Origin of the sequence: Streptomyces sp. NPDC001922 (assembly GCF_042891165.1) — a bacterium.
Classification (GTDB): domain Bacteria; phylum Actinomycetota; class Actinomycetes; order Streptomycetales; family Streptomycetaceae; genus Streptomyces.
This window is the reverse complement of sequence record NZ_JBIASV010000009.1, coordinates 209411-227631: the sequence shown is the minus strand read 5'-3', so window position 1 is coordinate 227631 and position 18221 is coordinate 209411. Positions and strand designations below refer to the sequence as shown.

Below are 18221 nucleotides of genomic sequence, written 5' to 3'. Positions count from 1 at the left end.
CGGCGCCCCCGGGACACCGCTCCCGCCGGCCCCCGGGCCGGCCCGCTCACCGATGCGCGGCCACGAAGTCCCGGAGGGTGGCGATGGACTGGAGGGAGTCCAGGTTCAGGTCCTCGTCGGCCACGTCCACCCCGTAGCGGGCCTTGATGCCGCGCAGCAGGGCGGCGCCGGCCAGCGAGGACAGCGCGATCTCCGGCCCGAAGAGTTCGGTGTCGGCGGGCAGCCGGTCGATCGCCTCCCGGTCGGTCCGCAGGGCCTCGGCGAGCAGAGCGCGGATGGCCCGCTCCACCTCGGTCGTCGTCATGTACTGCGCCATCGTCGGCGTCTCCTTACCGGCCGGTGATGTCCAGCCACGACGGGTGCTCCGGCAACGGCTCCTCCAGCGACCGGCCGAGCGTGACCGGGCCGCCCTCCGCCCTCGCGTCGTCGGTCACCCGCAGGCCCGCCTGCCGGAAGAGCAGCCGCAGTTCGACATTGGCCGAGGTCGGACGGGAGTCCACCCGGAACTCGGCGGCACCGGACTCCGCGGCCCGGTCCATCAGCCAGCGCAGGAAGCCCAGCGACACCCCGCGGCCGGCGACCCGGCAGGACAGGGCCAGCAGCCGGACCCACCAGGTGTCGGCGGTGTGCTCGACGAGCGCGGCGCCGATCAGCCCGTACTCCCCGAAACGGTCCTCCAGCCGGGCGACCAGCAGGGAGTGCCCGCCGTGCGCCGTCAGCTTCCGGACGCGGCCGGCGTCCAGCGGCAGGCCGGACGAGTTCAACCGGTGGGTGCGGGTGGCCAGTTCCACGGCCCGCGGCAGGTCGTCGTCGCTCGCGGTGCCGACGGAGAGCCGCATCTCACACGACCGGAGGAACTCCTCCCGGGTGCCCGCGAACTGCCGCCCCGCATCCTTCCGGACGGCTTCCGTCCGGTACCGCCGGACGCGTTCCCGGGCGTCCGCCGTGAGCGGCCCCGAACCGAGGCCGTCGAGCAGCTCCGGCACCTGCTCCGGAGCGATGGCCGCCACCCCGGGGAGCATGGTGCCGACCTCGGCCCGCTCATAGGGGCTGTCGTCGACCAGCAGCAGCGCGTCCACCCCGATGCCGAGCTCCTCGGCGATCAGGCGCAGCGACTCGCTCTTGTCCTGCCAGCCGACCTGGGGCGCGACGAACCGCTCGGCCACCTCCGCGTCCGCACGCAGCGCATCGAGGACCGACGGCGCGGTGCGGCTGGCGATGCTGCTCAGCACGCCCCGCTCCGCCAGCTGGTCGATCGTGCGCAGGGCCCAGGGCCGGAAGGCGGGCAGCACCTCGCTCTCGGACTCGACCGCCACTCCGTCCCAGAGGGTGCCGTCGAGGTCCCAGACGACGCACTTCACCCGGTCGAACGCGACGGCGCCGGTCCCGCCGTCACCGCCCGCCGGACGGGACTCCGCAGGATCCGCCTCGTTCGCCGAATCCGTCGCGTTCGCCGGGTTCGCCGGGTGACTCATCGTCCGGCCCGCCTCACCTCGGCCAGCTGCAGCCGCATGGCCATGTGGGTCGACTCGAAGCCGTACTTCCGGTAGAGCGTGCGCATCGGCACGTTGCCCCCGTGCACCTTCCCGACCACCTCGACCAGTTCGTGCTCGACGGCGAACGCGAGCCCTTCCGCGATCAGCAGCTCGCCGACCTCGGCCCGCTGCTCGACCGGTGCCACGGCGAGGGAACGGAAGTTGGCGTACCGGTCCCCGGTCATCGTGTTCTGGTTGATGCTCATCCACAGCCAGCCGACGGCCGTGTCGTCGTCCGGGCGGCAGGCCACGTACATGCCCGCACGGGACTTCTGCATCGCCCGGGCCAGCCGCGACCGGTGCCGCTCGGGGTTGTCGATCGCGGCGTCACCGAAGGAGATCCGGGCGATCTCCGCCTCGAAGGCGGCGATGGCGTCCAGGTCGCGCTCGTCGGCGGGCCGGGTCACGAACGGAGCAGCCCGCTCCGCGACGCTCTCCAGCACCTCCCGTGCCACGGGCGGCTGCCAGACGACGGTGCGCTGCCCTGCCGCGGACCCCGGGAGCACGGACTCCGAAGCTGCGGTCGCGGAGACGGACAGCGGAGCCTGCTCGACGGCAGCAGCCGGCACGGGGGCGCCCGCTACGGGGGCCGAGGCAGGCCCCACCGGCGCGGATCCACCGACGGACGCCGCACCGGACGTCGCACCGGACACCGGATCGGCCCCCGGGCCGGAGGCCGGTTCCGCGGGCGGGCGGACCTGCGGAATGTCCCCGGCCGCCGGACCGTCACCGGCACCGTTGCCGCCACCGGCCCCGTTGCCGCCACCGGCCCCGGCGCTCTCACCGGGCGCCGCCATGCTGACCAGCTGGCGCGGCTTGAAGGGACCGCCGCCGCACTGCGGGCAGCCGTCGGCGCGCAGCGCGCCGACCGAGCTCCACCGGGCGCCGGGGCCGACCGGCGTCCGCGCCCCGCAGGACACGCACTCGTACTCCCGCTGCCGGGACCGCTTGTCCCGGGTGTAGAGCGGTCCGCCGTAGCTGCCGCCCACCGACGCCTGGGTGGCGCTGGTGGTGAGCAGGTGCTGGATGAAGCCGGTGCCGCCGAGGATCCCGCTGCCCTCGTACTCGTTGAAGTTGCGGATGAACCCGTTGACGACGAGCCCGAGGTCCATGATCTCTTGCTGGACCTCCAGCATCTCGTTCGGGCTCTTGGCGCCGAAGGAGAAGAAGATGCTGTTCGCGGCACCGGGACGCAGCCCCTCCACGGCCCGGGAGAGGAACAGCTGCGCGCCTTCCGGGGTGTAGGGCGGGTCGGTCATCGCCGCGTCGAACCGGCCGTGCAGCACCTCCGGCAGCGGCTGCCGGAGATCGTGCTCGACGGTGTCGATCCTGGTCTTGAACCCGGCGGAGACCTCCGCGATGTGGCCGAGGATCTCCGGGGAGATGTCGACGACGGTGACCCGCTCCACCAGCGGTGAACCGAGGACCTCCCCGACGACCGCGACGGCGAGCGAAATCGTGTCGTCATCGCCGACCAGCAGCAGGGAACCGCCCGGCAGCACGCCCGCCCGGAGCAGCGCCAGCACTCTGCGCACCTTGGTCTCCGGGGTGCACAGCGACTGGTCCAGGCTCATGTCGGCCTGCGGCCCCGCCTCCATGATGGCGGTCAGCCGCTCCACGGCCTCGTCCAGCACGTCGGGGATGACCAGTTCCCGGCCGTCGCAGGTGCCGCAGGTCGGATCGAGCACCAGATCCATACCGAGCTCGGCGACGAGGGAGAGACCGGAGGGGGTGAGGCGAGAGGGCCGCTTCTCGGTCAGCATGCCCCGGCGGCGCAGTTCGTTGCCGACGGCGGCGACGATGGGGACCGGAATGCTGGTCGCGCGGCTGATGTCCTTGGTCGAGGCGGGCGCCAGTCGGCGAATCGCTCGCAGTACCGAACGCACACCCGGTGCGCCCTCCTGCAGCCTGACCGCGCCGGCCACCTCGTGCAGAACTCCCTCAGCCCCGAGGCTTCGTTCGCCCGAACGCGGGCCCGTCACAATAGGGTTCCAAATGTACGCATGATCTCGCAGTATAGATGAACGTCTGTGATACAGGCGCAGCCTGACGCCCCGTCGGACGCCCCGGACCAGGCGCCGGGCCGGGCACCACCCACCCCGTGCGAGGGCCCCCGTCGGACCGTCCGGCGACACCGGCACGGCCACTGCGTCCGATCGTAGCGGCGTCCGCATGCCGCCGAGGCGATCTCCCCCACACCGGCCCCGGCACAGCACGGCGATGTGGCGCGGCGGCAGGACGGCGTCACTCACCCGACGCCAGGCCGCGCCCCAGTACCGGCCCGGGGCAGGCACCCCTTTATTCCTGACGGAACATCAAAAGTATTCAGCAGCCACCCGCATCACCGCAAAGCGCGGTTTATGCAAGGCATTGACGATAAGCCGCCCGAGGCCGAGTTCCCGCCCTCCCCCGGCACAACACCCGGCACACCGAGGGAATGAGCCGTCGGCGCTCGTCGGCCGCACCGGTCCGACCGGCACCGCGCCCGGCCTCACCATCCGCGGACACGCGGACCCACCACCCGAACGGCTCGGCCTTCCGGGCCGTATCGGTGGGGGCGACGGTGATTCAGATCGCTTATGCGGCAGTCGAGTTCGGCCGGTCCCGCGGCTCAGGTGGGACGATCTTCACGAAGGGCGACTTGGGGCATGGATGCTAAAATGACGTCATCCGAGCGTCGGGGTGCCGCCTGTGTGGAACACCGCAACATCGCGTATCGGAATACAGACCACAGCGAAAGGAGACGGGGGTCGACGCGTGGCGCGTGTCCCCCATCGCCCATGACGAACGACCTCGCCAGCGGCCCCGAAGACATAAGCGTCGACGACCTGTGCTCCTACGCGGTTGATGTGTGGGTCGGCGACCCGACCATTCTGACGGATGAGCGCCGCCTTCTGGAGGTGCTCCGCAGTGCGGCCCAGAAGGGAAATGCGAAGGTCCTCGGGGAGGCCTCGCACGTATTCCCGAACGGCGCCGTGACGGCGATTCTCCTGCTGTCGGCATCGCACCTCAGCATTCACACCTGGCCGGAATTCAACCTGGCGAATGTGGACTTGCTCGCCTACGGCCGCCTCAATGGCGAGCGGATGATGGAGAGCATCGAGGTGGACCTGTCGCCCACCCGCATCAACGTCTCCCGCCTGCTGCGCGCCGTTCACTGAGCGTCACCCCCGGCGGGGTGGCACGGCTGCCGGCCGGGGAGCGGGAGCGAGTGACGCCGCCGGGGGCCCGGGGGAGTGCGCCTCCAGGGGAGCGACGGGGGACGGTCGGGGCGGGGCCGAATGCCACGACACCGAGCAGGGCCAAACGCTCAACTGATGGCATTCACCCCACGGCTGACGACGTAAAACAGTCCATCCGTCCCGCCCGGGAAGCGGGACGGCCGACGGGGCGGAGGGGCCGCAGGCCGGACGGCCGTCGGGGCCCCTCTGACATGGCGTGGGTGTAGTGCACATGGTAACCTACGCTGCGTGACGTAAAAGACGAGCGGTTCCGTCGATGAGCCGGCCGCACCGCTCCTGTTCCGGGGAGATGCAGCTATGGGAAGTGGCCGCGCGCGAGCCAAGCAGGCGAAGGTGGCCCGAGAGCTCAAGTACTCGTCTCCCTCAGCGGACTTCGAGGCTCTCCAGCGGGAACTCGGCAGCAAGCCGACGACCTCGGACGACAAGGAAGAGCTCGACCAGGACCGCAGCATCGCGGAATCCCGGAATATCCGCCCCACGAGTGACGACGACTGAGCGGCTCCTCGAAAGGCTCAGCCTTCCTTCGATTTCCTCTCATGGTGTGCCATATTCCATGAGAGGAAATTCTTTTTCGGTGCCGCAGTTTTTCCTCGCCGATTCCGTTCGACCGTAGCCCCTTCCGCGGGATGTGCCGACGCAATCGACCGGCGGACCGCCTGATTCCGTTTGGGTGGGAATTCCACCGGTCCGGTGTCGGGGTCCGGCACAGCGGACCTGCGCCGGGCCCTGCTCCGGGGAGCGGCGACGGCCCCGGGACGGAGCAGCGGCGGTGCCCAGGGAGAGCGGGCTGCGGACCACGGCGAATCACGGGAAGGGAGCGCGGCATTGACGGACAGTTCGCTCCCGGACCGTGCGGTGCATGTGTGGTGGGCCGGGCTGGACGACGCGCACGACGGGCTGGCACGCCTGCTCGACCCCGTCGAACGGGCCAGGCTCGACGCGTATGCCCGCCCGGACGACCGGCACCGGTTCCTGCTGGGCTGCGCCGTCAGCCGGATCGCCCTGGGCGCATACCTGGGGGCGGACCCCGCGGACGTCGGTCTCGTACGGCGGTGCCCGCAGTGCGGCGGACCGCACGGCAAGGTTCGCCTCCGGGACGCGGCGGGGGCGGGGGGCATCCGGTTCTCCGTGACGCACGGCGGGCGGCTCGTCGGAGTGGCGTTCTGCCGGGCCGCCGAGGTCGGGCTCGACGTCGAGCCCATCGATCAGGCGCTGGACGTCGACGAGTTGGCCCCCGACGTGCTGGCCGGCCGCGAACTCGCCGCCCTGGCCGAGAGCGGCGCCGGGGCGGACCGGCGCCGGGATTTCCTGCGCTTCTGGTGCCGCAAGGAGGCCGTGGTGAAGGCCCTGGGCGTGGGTATGCGCACCCCGTTCCGACGGCTGGAGGTGACCGCCCCGCGGGAGCGGGCGGCCGTCGTCGCCTGGTCCGAGCACCCGGAGGCCGTCGGTACCACCCGGCTCTACGAGCTGGACGCGGGTCCGGAGCACGAGGCCTGCCTGGCCGTGCTGACCCCCGAGCCGCTGACGGTCGTGCCGCGCCGGGCGGGGGCGCTGCTGCGGAGCTGGGCGACGGGCTGAGCCCGTCCCGGCCGAGGCCCGCGGCCGGCATGGGGTGGGCCGAGGCCTAGCAGGCGGAGCGCACCGGGCGGGTCAGGCGCCCTTGCGGGTTCGGGATGCCGCTTTCTTGGCGGGCTTCGACGCCGTGGTCTTGCTCGCGGTCTTGCTCGCGGCCTTGCCGGCGGTCTTCTTCGCAGCCTGCTTCCCGGCCTTCTGGCTGCTCGGCTTCTCAGCGGATGCCGACGCCGGCTTCGAGGGCGTGCCGGTGGTGGTCTTCGTGGTGGTCTTCGTCGCCGCCTTCGCGGTCCTCCGGGAGGACGCCTTCCCCGTACCGCCGGGCTGCTTCCGGGCGGCCGGCTCCGACGGCTCTTCGCCGCGGCTCCGACGGCTCTTCCGCACGCTCTCCTCGAGTGCCGCCATGAGGTCGACGACCTGCGCCGACGGGGCCTCCGTCGCCGGTGGGGGCTCGACCTCGCGGCCCTCCAGCTTCGCCGACACCACCCGGACCAGCGCGTCGGTGTAGTCGTCGTGCAGTTCCTCCTCCGGCACCTCGCTCATGCTCGCCATGAGGTCCTCGGCCCGTTGCAGCTCCTCGTCGGTGAGCCGGATGTCCTGGTCGGGAGCGAGGCCGGTGTGGGGGCGGATCTCGTCCGGCCAGAGCATCGTGTGCATGGTCAGCGCGCCCTCGTGGATCCGGATCAGGGCGAGCACCTCCTTGCCCCGGAGGGCGACCTTGCCGATGGCCACCTTGCCGGAACGTTCCAGCGCGTCCCGCAGCAGGACGTAGGGCTTGGCCGCGGCCTGGCCGTCCGCCCGCAGGTAGTAGGCGCGGTCGAGCTGGAGGGGGTCGATCTCCTGGCTGGGCAGGAAGGCGAGCAGCTCGAAGGTCTTGGCGGTGGGGATGGGCAGGTGGTCGAAGTCCTCGTCGGTCAGCGGCACGACCTCGTCCCGGGAGACCGGATAGGCGCTGGCGATCTCCTCGTTGGGCACCACGTTCCCGTCGAGTTCGCACACCTTGCGGTTGCGGATCCGGCCGTTGTCCTTGGCGTGGACGCGGTGGAGGGCGATGTCGTGGGACTCGGTGGCGCTCACGACCTGGACGGGGATCGTGACCAGGCCGAAGCTGATCGCACCTCGCCAGATGGGCCGCGGCATGACGTTCCCTTTCTTCGGTTTTGTCATGCTATGCGGGTCGTTCGGAGGGCGCAGCCGACGGCTCAGCCGTTCAGACGTGCCGGAGCGCCCGCTCCGGGTGGCAGATGTCGCACGGCTCGACGTCCGGGTCGGCCAGCAGGGTGCACGCCTCCGCGGTGGGCACCCGCTGGTGCGCGGCCCGGGCGTGCCAGCAGTCCCGCCGGTGCAGCCGCCGGGTGGGACCCTCGGCAGTCCGCCACAGATTCTCGACCTGCCACTGCCGGCCGGAGACCGCCCCGTGCGTCGGCACCGCGGTGTAGTCCTCGCCGGGGATCGGGGTGACGCCGGCCGCCGGCGCACTGAACGCGACAGCCATGGGCTCGGCGACGGTGCGCCCGTCACCGAGGGTGCTGCGGGCCGTGAGGACGGCCTCCAGCTCGTACCACCAGTGCCCGTCGGGCGTGCGGGTGCGCCCGGTGACGATGACGTCGAGCTGCTGGCCGTCGGGGAGGGTGACCCTGGCCCAGGGGCCCGCCGACGCGTAGCGATCATCCTGCACCGTTCGATTCTAGTTCGAATTCTGGGGGCGAGGTCGTTCCGGTTCCTTCCGGTTCCTTCCGGTTCCTTCCGGCCCCGTCCGGTTCTGGCCCGGGCACCATCCGGTGAGAGCGGAAAGCGGCGGAAAGCAACAGATCCAGCGCCTCTTCCTCTTTTGCGGTGCCGCAGGCAACCCTGAGGAAGGGAGAGTCCCGAGGTCATCGGCTCGCCGCCAGGTTCCTCGCCGTGCGGCTGTGAGGCCGGCGGGCGAGGATGGAGCCGGTCCGGTGGGGGTCCCCGCGCCGGTCGGAGGGTGCGGGGGTATGCCTGCGGCAGATGGGAGAGGTCGAACATGTTCGGCAGCACCAAGGCGTTCAGCGGGTTCGCCGTGAACGATGTACAGCGCGCCAAGGACTTCTACGGTGCGACTCTCGGCCTGCGGGTGTCGGAACTGGACGGCCTGCTGATGCTGCACATCGAGGGCGGCACCGAGATCCTCGTCTACCCCAAGGAGGACCACACCCCCGCGTCGTTCACCGTTCTCAACTTCCCGGTGGACGACATCGAGCGGGCTGTGGACGCGCTGACCGCGAAGGGGGTGACCATGGAGCGCTACGCCGCCTTCGAGACCGACGAGCGGGGCATCTTCCGAGGCGGCGGCCCGTACATCGCATGGTTCAAGGACCCCGCCGGGAACGTGCTGTCCGTCCTCCAGGAACGCTGACCACGCAGCCGTGGCTGCCGGGGGTCGGGCGGTCCGGGGTCAGGTCCGGAAAGCCCCCTGCGAGGGCTCCGTCCCGCCCCGTCCAGGACCCGGATCCCCTGGTTCCGAGCGGGCCGGCGGGCTACAGGTCGAAGATCTCGCCGTGCGGAGGCGGCGGCCCCGACAGGGGGAACGCGGGCATCCGCTCGTCCTCGATCATCGCCTTGATCTCGCGGCGCAGCTCGGGGGTGTCGGTGTGCCGGTGCACCGACACCGCGTGCTCGACCGCCGCGCGGAGCACCTCTTCCTCCGTGTCACCGGAGATGGTGAGCGTGCAGTTCGACTCGCTGGGGAGCTTCCGGCAGTCGGCGACTTTCCTGGTCATGACGGCCTCCTCGACGTCGGCTCCTCTCCTCAGGCTAACCCGCGCCGAAGCCGCCCATCCGGACGGACAGGGGCGGCTCCGGGCGCGAGCGCATGAGGGCGGGATGCGACGGGACCGCTCCGGCTCCACGCTGGAGACATGAGCGACGGCAGTCCCGTGGAGGCACCTGCGCCGGTCGTCGTCTGGGGCCCGGAGCCCGACGACCCGCCGTTCCGTCTGGTCGAGGTCAACGGCGCGATGGTGGGCAAGGCGCACGGCATCGCGGACGTGGTCACCTTCATCCTGCGGGCCGGGCTGAAGGACTTCGACGTGGACGACCCGATGGTCGTGCGCTGGGTGAACGGCGGCCCGTACGACTGGATGCCCCACTGACCTCGGGGCGTTCCACCCCTCGGTCCACCCGGCCTCATCCGTCACCCGAAGTCCACCCGGGCCCGACGCCCCACCGGACTCGCCGCTGCCGCATAGTGCCGCCGGAACGCCGACCGCCGGCGAGGAGCGCGCCGACGCCTATCGCCGGTGACGGCGGATCGCGCGGGTCAGGGCCGGGGGCAGGAGGTCGGCAGCCAGCCGGTGGGCGCGGGAGGGCCGGCGGGGAGTGCCGTTCGGCGCGGCGAGGGCCGGGCCGCCGCGTCCGGACGGGGCCTCGTCGGCGAACCGGGACACCGGAGCGGCCGGCACCTCGGGGCGGCCCGAGAAGCGGAGGACCCGTCGACCCGCGATCTCCTGCCTGCTCAGATGCGTTCCGCGCCGCCACTCCTCGTCGGCCAGCAGCGCCTCCTGGAGCGGCTCGGGGTCGCCCCAGGTGCCGTAGAGCTTCTGGGTGCTGAGGCAGACCGGCCGCAGCCCACGGTTGAAGACCGCCTCCCAGGTGGCCGCCGCCACTCCCGGCGTGTGCTCGGAGCGGTAGTCGTCGAGCACGACCAGACCGTCGGGCACCAGAGCCATTCGGGCCGTATCGATGTCGCCCGCCACATGCTCGTACAGGTGCGAGGCGTCGACATGGACGAACCGGCATGAATCCGGCTCGACATGGGCCGGGACCACCGACGTGGGGCCCTGTATGACGTCGGGCAGCGTGTCGTGAAAGGCCAGGTAGTTCTGCTCGAAGGCGAGACGGGTGAGGGTCGGGTAGGACTTCCGGGCCTCGGCCGCGTTCCGCTCGTCCGGGGCGGGCCCGTCGAACAGGTCACAGACCGTGAAGCGCTCGCCCTCCCTCAGGAAACCTGCGGTGAAGATCGCGCTCTTGCCCATGAAGACGCCCAGTTCCATGAGGTCCCCACGCGCGTCGAGGCGTTCCTGGCGGGACAGAAAATAATGGAAGAGCACCTGGTCAAGGCTGGGAAACCAGCCCTTGACGTCGTTCAGCCGACAGGGGCGCTGCGTTGTCGCGGGGGTGAGGCTCGCCGTCATGTGTCGTCCTCGCAGGGGCAGGGAACGGGCGGAATCCGCCGCCACCGTAAAGGCCGAAAAGCATCGCTGAACCGTCGCGCATGTGTGTTTTGTGTGCCGGTCGCGACAGGTGATCAGGGGTCGTCACGGGTTCATCCCGCGGCTGGTCGGGGTTGGCCGCGCGGTTGCTCGCGGGTCCCGGAAGCGGCCGCGGGCCCGGTGGGGGCCGCGCGGCCGCCGGTCAGCGCTGGGTCCGGCGGTAGGCCAGGACGCTGGGCAGGGTGAGATAGCGGCGGTCCACACCGCCGCTCTCGCATTCGAGCCGGCCCGCGTCGATCAGCGCGGCGACGCTGTGGACGCCCAGGCCGAGCAGTCCGGCCGCCGTCCGCACCGTGACGCTCATCCCGGCGAAGACCGGCGGAATCGGCCCGTGGCCGTCGTCGCCGGGCGGTCCGGCGGAACGCTGCCCCCCGAGCATCCGTGCCTCTCCCCTCGTTCACGGGACGGCGCACCGCCCCCACGCCCCGCCCCTGCCCTCAGGTGCCGTTCGAGCGCTCGGTGCGTGCCTCGCGGAGGTTCCCCGGCCTTCTCGGACGGCGCCGGTCGCGCATGTCCTGGCGTTCCGCCCGGCCCGTCCGGGCGGGCAGCTCCCCTCGTCCGGCCTCCCCGAGCAGTCGGGCAGCAGGCCGGGCCGTCCCAGCCGGCCGCGCACCCCGGTGGGCACCTGACACGAGGCACCACCGGGCGTGGCCCTCCGGGCACGCCACCGAAGGAGACGGCTGTGCCGCGCGTCGCGTTCCACCGAGCGGTGGACGAATACGTCACACCGAAGGCGTCATCAGGGAGGGCACCGCAGGGAGGGCATCGCGGGAAGGCAGCACGGAAGGACGGCGCGGAGGCGGTGCCACCCTGCCCCCAGAGGTCCGATATGCCGGGTTCCGTCGGCCAGGGTTACGGTCGAAGAGGAGAGATCCGACCTCCCGCGGAAGAGGCACGTGCCATGGCTTCGCTCGGCACCACAACCGCCCTGACCGACCTGCGCACCGGTTTCGCGGGGGAGGTGATCACACCCGACGACGCGGCGTACGACGAGGCCCGGACGGTCTTCAACGCGATGATCGACCGGCGGCCCGCCGCCATCGCCCAGTGCGCAACCCCGGAGGACATCGCGAGAGCCCTCCGTTTCGGGCGGGAACTGGGCCTGGAGATCGCGGTGCGCGGCGGGGGACACAGCGTCGCGGGCACGGCCCTCACCGAGGGCGGCCTCGTTGTCGACCTGCGGCGGATGAACGCGGTGACCGTGGACCCCGGGGCCCGTACCGCCCGGGTCTCCGGCGGCGCCACCATGAGCCACCTCGACCGGGCCGCCGAACCGCACGGCCTGGCGACCACGGGCGGCCGGGTGTCCACCACCGGGGTGGGCGGCTTCACCCTCGGCGGCGGATCGGGCTGGCTGGACCGCAAGTTCGGGCTCGCCTGCGACAACCTGCTCTCCGTCAGCCTGGTGACCGCCGACGGCAGCACCGTGCGAGCCGACGAGAACGAGAATCCGGAACTCTTCTGGGCCCTCCACGGCGGCGGCGGGAACTTCGGCGTGGCGACCTCGTTCACGTTCCGCATGTATCCGCTCCCGGCCGTGACGGCGATGATCCTCATGTGGCCCGCCGACGCCGGCCCCGAAGTGGCGCGCGTCTACCGCGACTTCGTGGAGTCCGCACCGGACGAGGTCGGCGGCGGATTCATCTACTTCACCGGGCCGCCCGAGGAGTTCGTGCCCGAGGACCTGGTGGGACGGCTGGTCTGCTCGGTCCTGGTCACCTACGCGGGCGGGGAGGCGGCGGCCCGTGCGGTCGCGGCCCCGGTCCTGGAGCTCGGGCACGCGGCCGAGATGATCACCGAACTGCCCTACGCCGAGCTGCAGTGCATGCTCGACGACCCGCCCGGCTGCCGCAACTACTGGTCCGCGGAGTACCTGGACAGCTTCCCGGACGAGGCGGTGGACCTGTTCTGCGCCCGCGCGTCCGACATGATCGTGCCGTCCCCCTCCCAGCACGTGCTCTTCCCGCAGGGCGGCGCGACCGCGCGGGGCAACCCGGACTACCCCGTCCCCTGGCGGAACGCGTCCTGGGTGGCCCACCCGTTCGGACTGTGGGAGGACCCGGCCGACGACGAGCGGGGCCGGCAGTGGGCGCACGACATCCGTGCCGACCTCCGGCCGTGGTCCAGCGGAGCCGTGTACCTCAACTTCATCGGGAACGAGGGCGAGGAACGGCTGATCTCCGGCTTCGGGCCCGAGAACTACCGCCGGCTCGCGGCGGTGAAGGCCACCTACGACCCGGACAACGTCTTCCGGCTCAACCACAACATCGTGCCGGCGTGACGCTGAAGCCGAAGCCGAAGCCGGCGTAACGCCAGTTCCCTGAACCAGCGCCGGGCCCGGTGCACTGCCACGACCGCCCTCACTGCTCCGACGGCCGGTGCCCGCCCTCGTCGCCCGATGCCGCGTCCTCGGCCGACGCCGCGTCCGCGGCTGCCGTACCCGCCGCCTCCCCGGACACCGCCGTTGTATCCGCCGCCGCTTCCCCGAACGCCGCCGAGGGGGTTCCGGCAGCGGCGCCGCCCTGGAGGCGTTCGAGGTCGGAGGCCCGGACCTGGATGACGAACAGGGCGATCAGTGCCGCGACGATCGTGAACGCCGCCGAGGCGATGAACGCCGTGGAGACGCCCGTGGCCAGCACCTGGTCGCCCCAGGGCGCCGGCAGCTCGCCGGTGCGCTGGAACTGTGCGCGTTCCACGGGGGTCGCCTGGGCGAGGAACGCCGGGACCTGCTCGGTCGCCTCGTTCCGGCTCGCCGTACCGAAGACCGTGACCAGGATGGACAACCCGAGCGAGCCGCCCACCTGCTGGGTCGCGTTGAGCATGCCGGACGCCGCGCCCGACTCCTGCGGGGCGACCCCGGAGACCGCCATCAGGGTCAGCGACACGAACTGCATGCCCATGCCGAGGCCGAAGATCAGCATCGGGCCGAGGACACTGCCCGCGTACGTACTGTCCACATCGGTCTGCGTCAGCCAGGACAGGCCCCCCGCGGCGAGGATCGCACCGACCACCATGAACGGCTTGGGCCCGAATTTCGGCAGCAGCTGGGACGTCGTTCCCGCGCCCACCGCGATGACCGCGCTCACCGGCAGGAACGCCAGCCCGGCCTGGAGCGGACTGAAGTTCAGCACGTTCTGCACGAAGAGCGTCAGGAAGAAGAACATTCCGAAGATCGCCGCGGCGAGGCTGAGCATCATGCCGTACGAACCCGCGCGGTTGCGGTCGCGGAACATCTTCAGCGGGGTGATCGGCTGTCTGGAGCGCCGCTCGATGGTGAGGAAGGTCGTGAGCAGGACGATGGCCGCGCCGAACGCGACGAGGGTCAGCGGATCGCGCCAGCCGTCCTCCGACGCCCGGATGAAGCCGTAGACCAGCGAGGCCATACCGGCCGTGGAGGTCAGCGCACCCGCGAAGTCGAAGTGACCGGCGTGCCGCTCGGACTCCCTGATGTGGCGGGGCGTGGCGAAGGCGATGAGCAGCCCGATCGGCACATTGACGAAGAACACCCAGCGCCAGTCGAGCCATTCGACGAGGATGCCGCCCATGAGCAGGCCGATCGCGCCGCCGCCCGCGGAGACGGCCGCGAAGACGCCGAACGCCCGGTTGCGCTCCGGGCCCTCCCGGAAGGTCGTGGTGATCAGGGCGAGTGCGGTGGGGGACGCGATCGCCCCGCCCACGCCCTGCAGGGACCGGGCGGCGAGCAGTTGGGGGGCGTTCTGTGCGAGACCGCCGAGCAGTGAGGCGAGCACGAACAGCAGCACGCCGAAGATGAACACCCGTCTCCGGCCGAGGATGTCGCCGAGCCGCCCGCCGAGGAGCAGCAGACCGCCGAAGGTCAGCGTGTAGGCGTTGATGACCCACGACAGGCTCTCGGTGGAGAAGCCGAGGGAGCTCTGGATGTGCGGGAGCGCGATGTTCACGATGGTGATGTCGAGAACCACCATCAGCTGACAGGACGCGATGACGAGGAGCGCAATGACGCTGCCGCCGCCCCGTTCCGGGGCTTCGGCAGGACCGGCGGATGTGGAGTGGGAGCTCGTCATGGTCTTCCCGCGCTCACGACGGCGACGATCGGCTGCGTTCCCGCGGTGATCAGGCACGTCCACGGCCCCTGACCGGGCCACCACCCCTGACCGGGCCTTCCGCGGCCCGTGATCGGGAACTTCTACGACCCTAAGCCCGCCTCCGGGGGCCCACCACTCGAACGGCCCACACCCTCGCGCCCGTCCCGCCGGCCGCTCCCGGGCCGGTCAGGGCGGGCCCGCTGAGGGCTGGGCGGATCGGGGCCCGCGGCGCCCGGGGCCGGACAGGTCGGGGGCGGACAGGTCGGGGCCGGACGGCTCGGGGCCGGACAGGTCGGAGGCGGACGGGTTGGGGGCGGACGGCTCGGAGGCGGTCTCTCCGGACCGGACGGATCAGGAGCGGCCCGGTCAGGACCTTGCCCGGTCAGGGCTCGGCGGACGGCGACACCCAGGCCCGGTACCGCCCCTGCCCCGACAGCGGCGGCAGCGGGACGACGCGCCACCCGCGGGCGTAGGAGGGCGGCGGCGCGTTCCCCGTCCCGAGGTGGACCACGGGCCGGCGGCCGGCCACGTCCAGCAGCTCCGCCGGGGTGATGCTGCGGTCGTTCCCCCGGATCTGCCGCGAGGAGCAGCCGGTGCGGAACGCGATCCGGACCGCCTCGTGCCCGCTGATCACACAGGGCGCCCGCACCCCCTGCCGGTGCAGTCCGGCGGCGATCCGGTCGACGGCCTCCCGGGTGACGCGGGCGCGGGAGACCATGCTGCGCAGCACCGCGTACTGCACGGCGAGGTGCCCGGCCAGGGCGAGGACCAGCACGCCGACGACCACCGGACGCAGCCCCGGCCGCACCCCTGCCACCAGGCTGACCAGGCACAACGCCACCGGCAGGGCCAACAGGGCGTACACCGGCAGCAGGAAGCGGGGCGCGGCGTAGTCGATCAGCAGCAGATAGGGCACGGCGAGGAACAGTCCGGTGACGACGGGCAGCAGGGCCACGGCCGTGCGGCGGGCGCGGGCCGCCGCGACGACACCGCCCGCGGCGAGCAGGGGCAGCGCGAACCACCAGGCCGCGGTCGCCGGGTGCCGCCACGGCACCGCGCACGGCCGGCACAGCGAGCGCCCCTCCAGGGCGCGCACCTGGTCGTCGACGGCGAAGTGCAGGCCCATGCCGCCCTGGACCTCGCCGGCCCGCTCCAGCCGGGCGAACAGCCCTCCGTACCGGACATACGCCTCGATGATCCACTCTGCACTGCCGACGAGCGCCCCCGCCGCCAGCACCAGCAGCACCACCGGACGCCGCCACGCGCGTACGCACAGCGCGGCGCCGGCGAGCGGCAGGGCCAGCCAGAGCGCGTCCGCGGGGCGCATCAGCGCGGTGAACGCCACCGCACAGCCCAGCCCGACCAGGGCACGGCGGTCCGGGCGGCCCGGCACGCCGGCGGCGAACCGCGCCACGCCGTCGGCCACGCCGCCGGCCGGCCGGTCCGGGCCGACCGGGACGGCTCCGTTCCGGCGGGTCCCGACCGGGCCGTCGACCGGGCCGTCCTCACCGGTCCCGGCCGGGCGGCTCCGGACGGCGCGCAGGAAGCAACCGGTCGCGACCAGCGCCCCGTACGCGACCCACAGATTGGGCATGGCCTGCGGCCCGTAGTACAGGGTGATCCACAGCGAGGCGAACAGCGCTCCGGCGAGGGCGAGCACCGGGGCGGGCAGCAGCCGCCGCCACACCCACAGCGCGAGCAGGAGTCCCAGGCCGGAGAGCACCGCCAGATACACCCGGAGCGCGGTGACCGACGTGGTCAGCCCGGTGACGGGCGCGACGAGGAAGCTGATGCCCCGGGCGCGCGGCGCGCTGAAGAACGCGGCGGGGGCGTGCGGGCTGACCTGGCTGATGTAGACCGACTCGTCCCAGCCGAGGCCGAGGCCGGGCATCACCAGGACGAGCTGGGCGAGGGTGAACGCGGCGGCGACGGCGGCGAGCAGGGGCAGCGGACGGGTCGCCGGACTGCCGCCCGGACGGGTGCCGGATCCGCGCCGGCCGGGACCGGCGGCGAGACTCGCTGGGTGCATGACCGACCTCGCCGTACCTCGGACGCGTGGTCGGCTCCCGGAGAATGCGGACTCCCACGGCGTGTGCGGATGGGCTCGGCACCACGCTCCGCCGGGCGCACCGGCCCGGCCAGGTGGGAGAGGCAGTCGGCGGAACGATGCCCATCGAACGGGTCCCGCGGCGCCCGCGCCGGTGACCGGCCGCCCGGCACGGCGCCCCCTCCGCCCCGCGACCGGGTGTGCAGCCGTGATCGGGTGCAGCCAAGCCCGGGCCCGGGCCTCAGGGGTCCTTGCACGATGAGCGCCCGATGAGGTCGCGTGTCCGGTGCCGTGCGTCGCAAAGCGCCGGAAAGCCGGAAAGCCCTGGTAGCGGTGCTACCAGGGCTGTTCGGCAACGCGGCGAAGTGCGGTGCCGGGCCGCGCGACCCGGTCGGGACCGGGCAAGGACCCCTCAGCCGGTGACCGGCCGCCCGGTGAAGCGGTGCCACCAGTGGGTGCGGCGCGGGTGCACCGCCCGGCCCAGCCGCCGCCCGAGCAGCAGATAACCCAGCAGCGCACCGGTGGTGTTGAGGATGACGTCGTCGATGTCGAACGCCCGGCCGGTGACCAACGCGCCCTGCACCAGCTCGACCAGGACCATCACCACGGCGGTGGCGACGCCGACGCGCAGCAGCCCGCGGGCGCGGGGCACCAGTACCGGCAGCAGCAGCCCGAACGGCACGCCCAGCACGATGTTGCCGCCGATCTGCTTCACCGTGTCGCGGAAGGCGGGCTGGGAGACGTAGTCGCGGATCGAGTCGCCCGGCTGGAGGTTGCTGTGCGTCAGCGGCTCCGAGGCCGACGACGGGACCAGGGTGAGCTTGGCCAGGACGACCGCGAAGCCCACCATCGCGGCGAACGCCACCAGCATCAGCAGCACCCGGACCGCGGTGGGGGTGCGCGGTGCCGTGGCGACGGATTCCCGCTCAACGCCCTGCGGCCGCCCGGTCCACCAGGCACGGAGGGCACCGCCCCGCCGGGGAGCGTCACCGCCGCTCCGGGACGCCGTCGCCCGCCCGCCGCGCGCGCCCGTCCGGCTCCTCCCGGACACCGCGCCCCTCCCGAAGACCCCGCCCCGCCCGGAGGCCGCGCCCTTCCCTGCCGCCTTGCTCTTCCCGGAGGCCTTGCCCTTCCCGGACGTCCCGCTCTTCCCGGAGGCCTTGCCGATCTCGTAGCCGAACAGCACCACTCTGCGTGCCATGAGGTACCCCAAGTCCGTGGCGGATCCCGTGGTGGGGGCACCGGATTCCGCCGTTGCCATTGCCGGTGTCGCCTCACTCGCGGTTACCCGGAGTCCGGCACGGCACGCGCCCGGCCTCGGCGGGCTCGGGGTTCGACGGGTTCGGGGTTCGACGGGTTCGGGGTTCGACGGGTTCGAGGTCAGGCACGCTCGGGGTTCGAGGTTCGACGGGTTCGAGGTCAGGCACGCTCGGGGTTCGGCGGCGGGCACAGACGGTCACCCACCCGGGGCGGCCGAGCAGCGCACACGGACGAGGCGGCCGGCCCGGGCGGCCCGTCCGGCCGCG

Annotated in this window: 17 protein-coding genes; 6 read left to right on the top strand and 11 right to left on the bottom strand. The window is 72.5% G+C overall.

Going from position 1 to position 18221, the window contains the following annotated elements; all coding sequences use genetic code 11:
• Positions 1-46: 46 nt before the first annotated feature.
• From ACFYYR_RS18630 to ACFYYR_RS18620, 3 genes are read right to left on the bottom strand one after another with little or no spacing between them, the layout of a single operon-like run.
• On the bottom strand, positions 47-316 hold the full coding sequence (locus ACFYYR_RS18630) for an acyl carrier protein (protein ID WP_388854067.1): 270 nt from the start codon (positions 314-316) through the stop codon (positions 47-49).
• Between the two features lie 13 nt (positions 317-329).
• Entirely contained in the window at positions 330-1475 is a 1146-nt protein-coding gene (locus ACFYYR_RS18625; RefSeq protein WP_388854064.1) for an HAD-IIIC family phosphatase, read from the bottom strand.
• Entirely contained in the window at positions 1472-3421 is a 1950-nt protein-coding gene (locus ACFYYR_RS18620; protein ID WP_388854061.1) for a GNAT family N-acetyltransferase, read from the bottom strand. Before ACFYYR_RS18620 ends, ACFYYR_RS18625 begins: the two co-directional genes overlap by 4 nt.
• Positions 3422-4315: 894 nt before the next feature.
• Between ACFYYR_RS18620 and speD the strand changes: the two genes are divergently transcribed.
• The 3 genes from speD (at position 4316) to ACFYYR_RS18605 (ending at position 6355) form a co-directional block, all read left to right on the top strand.
• A complete protein-coding gene (gene speD, locus ACFYYR_RS18615; RefSeq protein WP_388854058.1) occupies positions 4316-4696 on the top strand; it encodes an S-adenosylmethionine decarboxylase in 381 nt (126 codons plus the stop codon).
• A 378-nt stretch (positions 4697-5074) separates the two neighbouring features.
• Positions 5075-5272 (top strand): DUF3073 domain-containing protein, encoded by a 198-nt coding sequence (locus ACFYYR_RS18610; protein ID WP_388854055.1) that lies wholly within the window; start codon positions 5075-5077, stop codon positions 5270-5272.
• A gap of 330 nt (positions 5273-5602) precedes the next feature.
• Positions 5603-6355, top strand: a complete 753-nt coding sequence (locus ACFYYR_RS18605) for a 4'-phosphopantetheinyl transferase family protein (protein WP_388854052.1) — start codon at positions 5603-5605, stop codon at positions 6353-6355.
• 72 nt (positions 6356-6427) lie between these two features.
• On the opposite strand, the gene ACFYYR_RS18600 is transcribed toward ACFYYR_RS18605, so the two are convergent.
• On the bottom strand, positions 6428-7489 hold the full coding sequence (locus tag ACFYYR_RS18600; protein ID WP_388854048.1) for a Ku protein: 1062 nt from the start codon (positions 7487-7489) through the stop codon (positions 6428-6430).
• A gap of 70 nt (positions 7490-7559) precedes the next feature.
• Positions 7560-8027 carry a DUF6233 domain-containing protein gene (locus ACFYYR_RS18595; protein ID WP_388854045.1) on the bottom strand — a complete coding sequence of 156 codons (468 nt, stop codon included), beginning with the start codon at positions 8025-8027 and terminating at the stop codon, positions 7560-7562.
• Between the two features lie 330 nt (positions 8028-8357).
• On the opposite strand from ACFYYR_RS18595, the gene ACFYYR_RS18590 reads away from it, so the two are divergent.
• Positions 8358-8729 carry a VOC family protein gene (locus ACFYYR_RS18590; protein ID WP_388854042.1) on the top strand — a complete coding sequence of 124 codons (372 nt, stop codon included), beginning with the start codon at positions 8358-8360 and terminating at the stop codon, positions 8727-8729.
• A 121-nt stretch (positions 8730-8850) separates the two neighbouring features.
• Here the strand turns inward: ACFYYR_RS18590 and ACFYYR_RS18585 are convergent, their stop codons facing one another.
• Entirely contained in the window at positions 8851-9093 is a 243-nt protein-coding gene (locus ACFYYR_RS18585) for a DUF1059 domain-containing protein (protein ID WP_388854039.1), read from the bottom strand.
• A gap of 138 nt (positions 9094-9231) precedes the next feature.
• Here ACFYYR_RS18585 and ACFYYR_RS18580 point away from each other — a divergent pair, with 138 nt between their 5' ends.
• The gene (locus tag ACFYYR_RS18580) at positions 9232-9465 is read left to right on the top strand and encodes a hypothetical protein (RefSeq protein ID WP_388854036.1); all 234 of its coding nucleotides are present in this window, start codon (positions 9232-9234) and stop codon (positions 9463-9465) included.
• 138 nt (positions 9466-9603) lie between these two features.
• On the opposite strand, the gene ACFYYR_RS18575 is transcribed toward ACFYYR_RS18580, so the two are convergent.
• Positions 9604-10506, bottom strand: coding sequence for a class I SAM-dependent methyltransferase (locus tag ACFYYR_RS18575; RefSeq protein WP_388854033.1), 903 nt, complete (start codon positions 10504-10506; stop codon positions 9604-9606).
• 220 nt (positions 10507-10726) lie between these two features.
• Complete coding sequence (locus ACFYYR_RS18570) at positions 10727-10963, bottom strand: hypothetical protein (protein WP_388854031.1); 237 nt, start codon at positions 10961-10963, stop codon at positions 10727-10729.
• A 522-nt stretch (positions 10964-11485) separates the two neighbouring features.
• On the opposite strand from ACFYYR_RS18570, the gene ACFYYR_RS18565 reads away from it, so the two are divergent.
• Positions 11486-12865: an FAD-binding oxidoreductase gene (locus ACFYYR_RS18565; RefSeq protein ID WP_388854028.1), complete on the top strand. Its 1380-nt coding sequence runs from the start codon at positions 11486-11488 to the stop codon at positions 12863-12865.
• Between the two features lie 79 nt (positions 12866-12944).
• Here ACFYYR_RS18565 and ACFYYR_RS18560 read toward each other — a convergent pair whose 3' ends face one another.
• From ACFYYR_RS18560 to ACFYYR_RS18550, 3 genes are all read right to left on the bottom strand, one after another.
• The gene (locus ACFYYR_RS18560; protein ID WP_388854026.1) at positions 12945-14627 is read right to left on the bottom strand and encodes an MFS transporter; all 1683 of its coding nucleotides are present in this window, start codon (positions 14625-14627) and stop codon (positions 12945-12947) included.
• A 403-nt stretch (positions 14628-15030) separates the two neighbouring features.
• Entirely contained in the window at positions 15031-16677 is a 1647-nt protein-coding gene (locus tag ACFYYR_RS18555; RefSeq protein WP_388854023.1) for a hypothetical protein, read from the bottom strand.
• A gap of 430 nt (positions 16678-17107) precedes the next feature.
• A complete protein-coding gene (locus tag ACFYYR_RS18550) occupies positions 17108-17896 on the bottom strand; it encodes a VanZ family protein (RefSeq protein ID WP_388854020.1) in 789 nt (262 codons plus the stop codon).
• Positions 17897-18221 lie beyond the last annotated feature (325 nt).

Coding starts and splice junctions, on each gene's coding strand:
- ACFYYR_RS18585 (WP_388854039.1), bottom strand. CDS start 9,093: ATGACCAGGAAAGTCGCCGACTGCCGGAAGCTCCCCAGCGAGTCGAAC.
- speD (WP_388854058.1), top strand. CDS start 4,316: ATGACGAACGACCTCGCCAGCGGCCCCGAAGACATAAGCGTCGACGAC.
- ACFYYR_RS18575 (WP_388854033.1), bottom strand. CDS start 10,506: ATGACGGCGAGCCTCACCCCCGCGACAACGCAGCGCCCCTGTCGGCTG.
- ACFYYR_RS18555 (WP_388854023.1), bottom strand. CDS start 16,677: ATGCACCCAGCGAGTCTCGCCGCCGGTCCCGGCCGGCGCGGATCCGGC.
- ACFYYR_RS18560 (WP_388854026.1), bottom strand. CDS start 14,627: ATGACGAGCTCCCACTCCACATCCGCCGGTCCTGCCGAAGCCCCGGAA.
- ACFYYR_RS18590 (WP_388854042.1), top strand. CDS start 8,358: ATGTTCGGCAGCACCAAGGCGTTCAGCGGGTTCGCCGTGAACGATGTA.
- ACFYYR_RS18565 (WP_388854028.1), top strand. CDS start 11,486: ATGGCTTCGCTCGGCACCACAACCGCCCTGACCGACCTGCGCACCGGT.
- ACFYYR_RS18600 (WP_388854048.1), bottom strand. CDS start 7,489: ATGCCGCGGCCCATCTGGCGAGGTGCGATCAGCTTCGGCCTGGTCACG.
- ACFYYR_RS18625 (WP_388854064.1), bottom strand. CDS start 1,475: ATGAGTCACCCGGCGAACCCGGCGAACGCGACGGATTCGGCGAACGAG.
- ACFYYR_RS18580 (WP_388854036.1), top strand. CDS start 9,232: ATGAGCGACGGCAGTCCCGTGGAGGCACCTGCGCCGGTCGTCGTCTGG.
- ACFYYR_RS18550 (WP_388854020.1), bottom strand. CDS start 17,896: ATGGCACGCAGAGTGGTGCTGTTCGGCTACGAGATCGGCAAGGCCTCC.
- ACFYYR_RS18570 (WP_388854031.1), bottom strand. CDS start 10,963: ATGCTCGGGGGGCAGCGTTCCGCCGGACCGCCCGGCGACGACGGCCAC.
- ACFYYR_RS18610 (WP_388854055.1), top strand. CDS start 5,075: ATGGGAAGTGGCCGCGCGCGAGCCAAGCAGGCGAAGGTGGCCCGAGAG.
- ACFYYR_RS18630 (WP_388854067.1), bottom strand. CDS start 316: ATGGCGCAGTACATGACGACGACCGAGGTGGAGCGGGCCATCCGCGCT.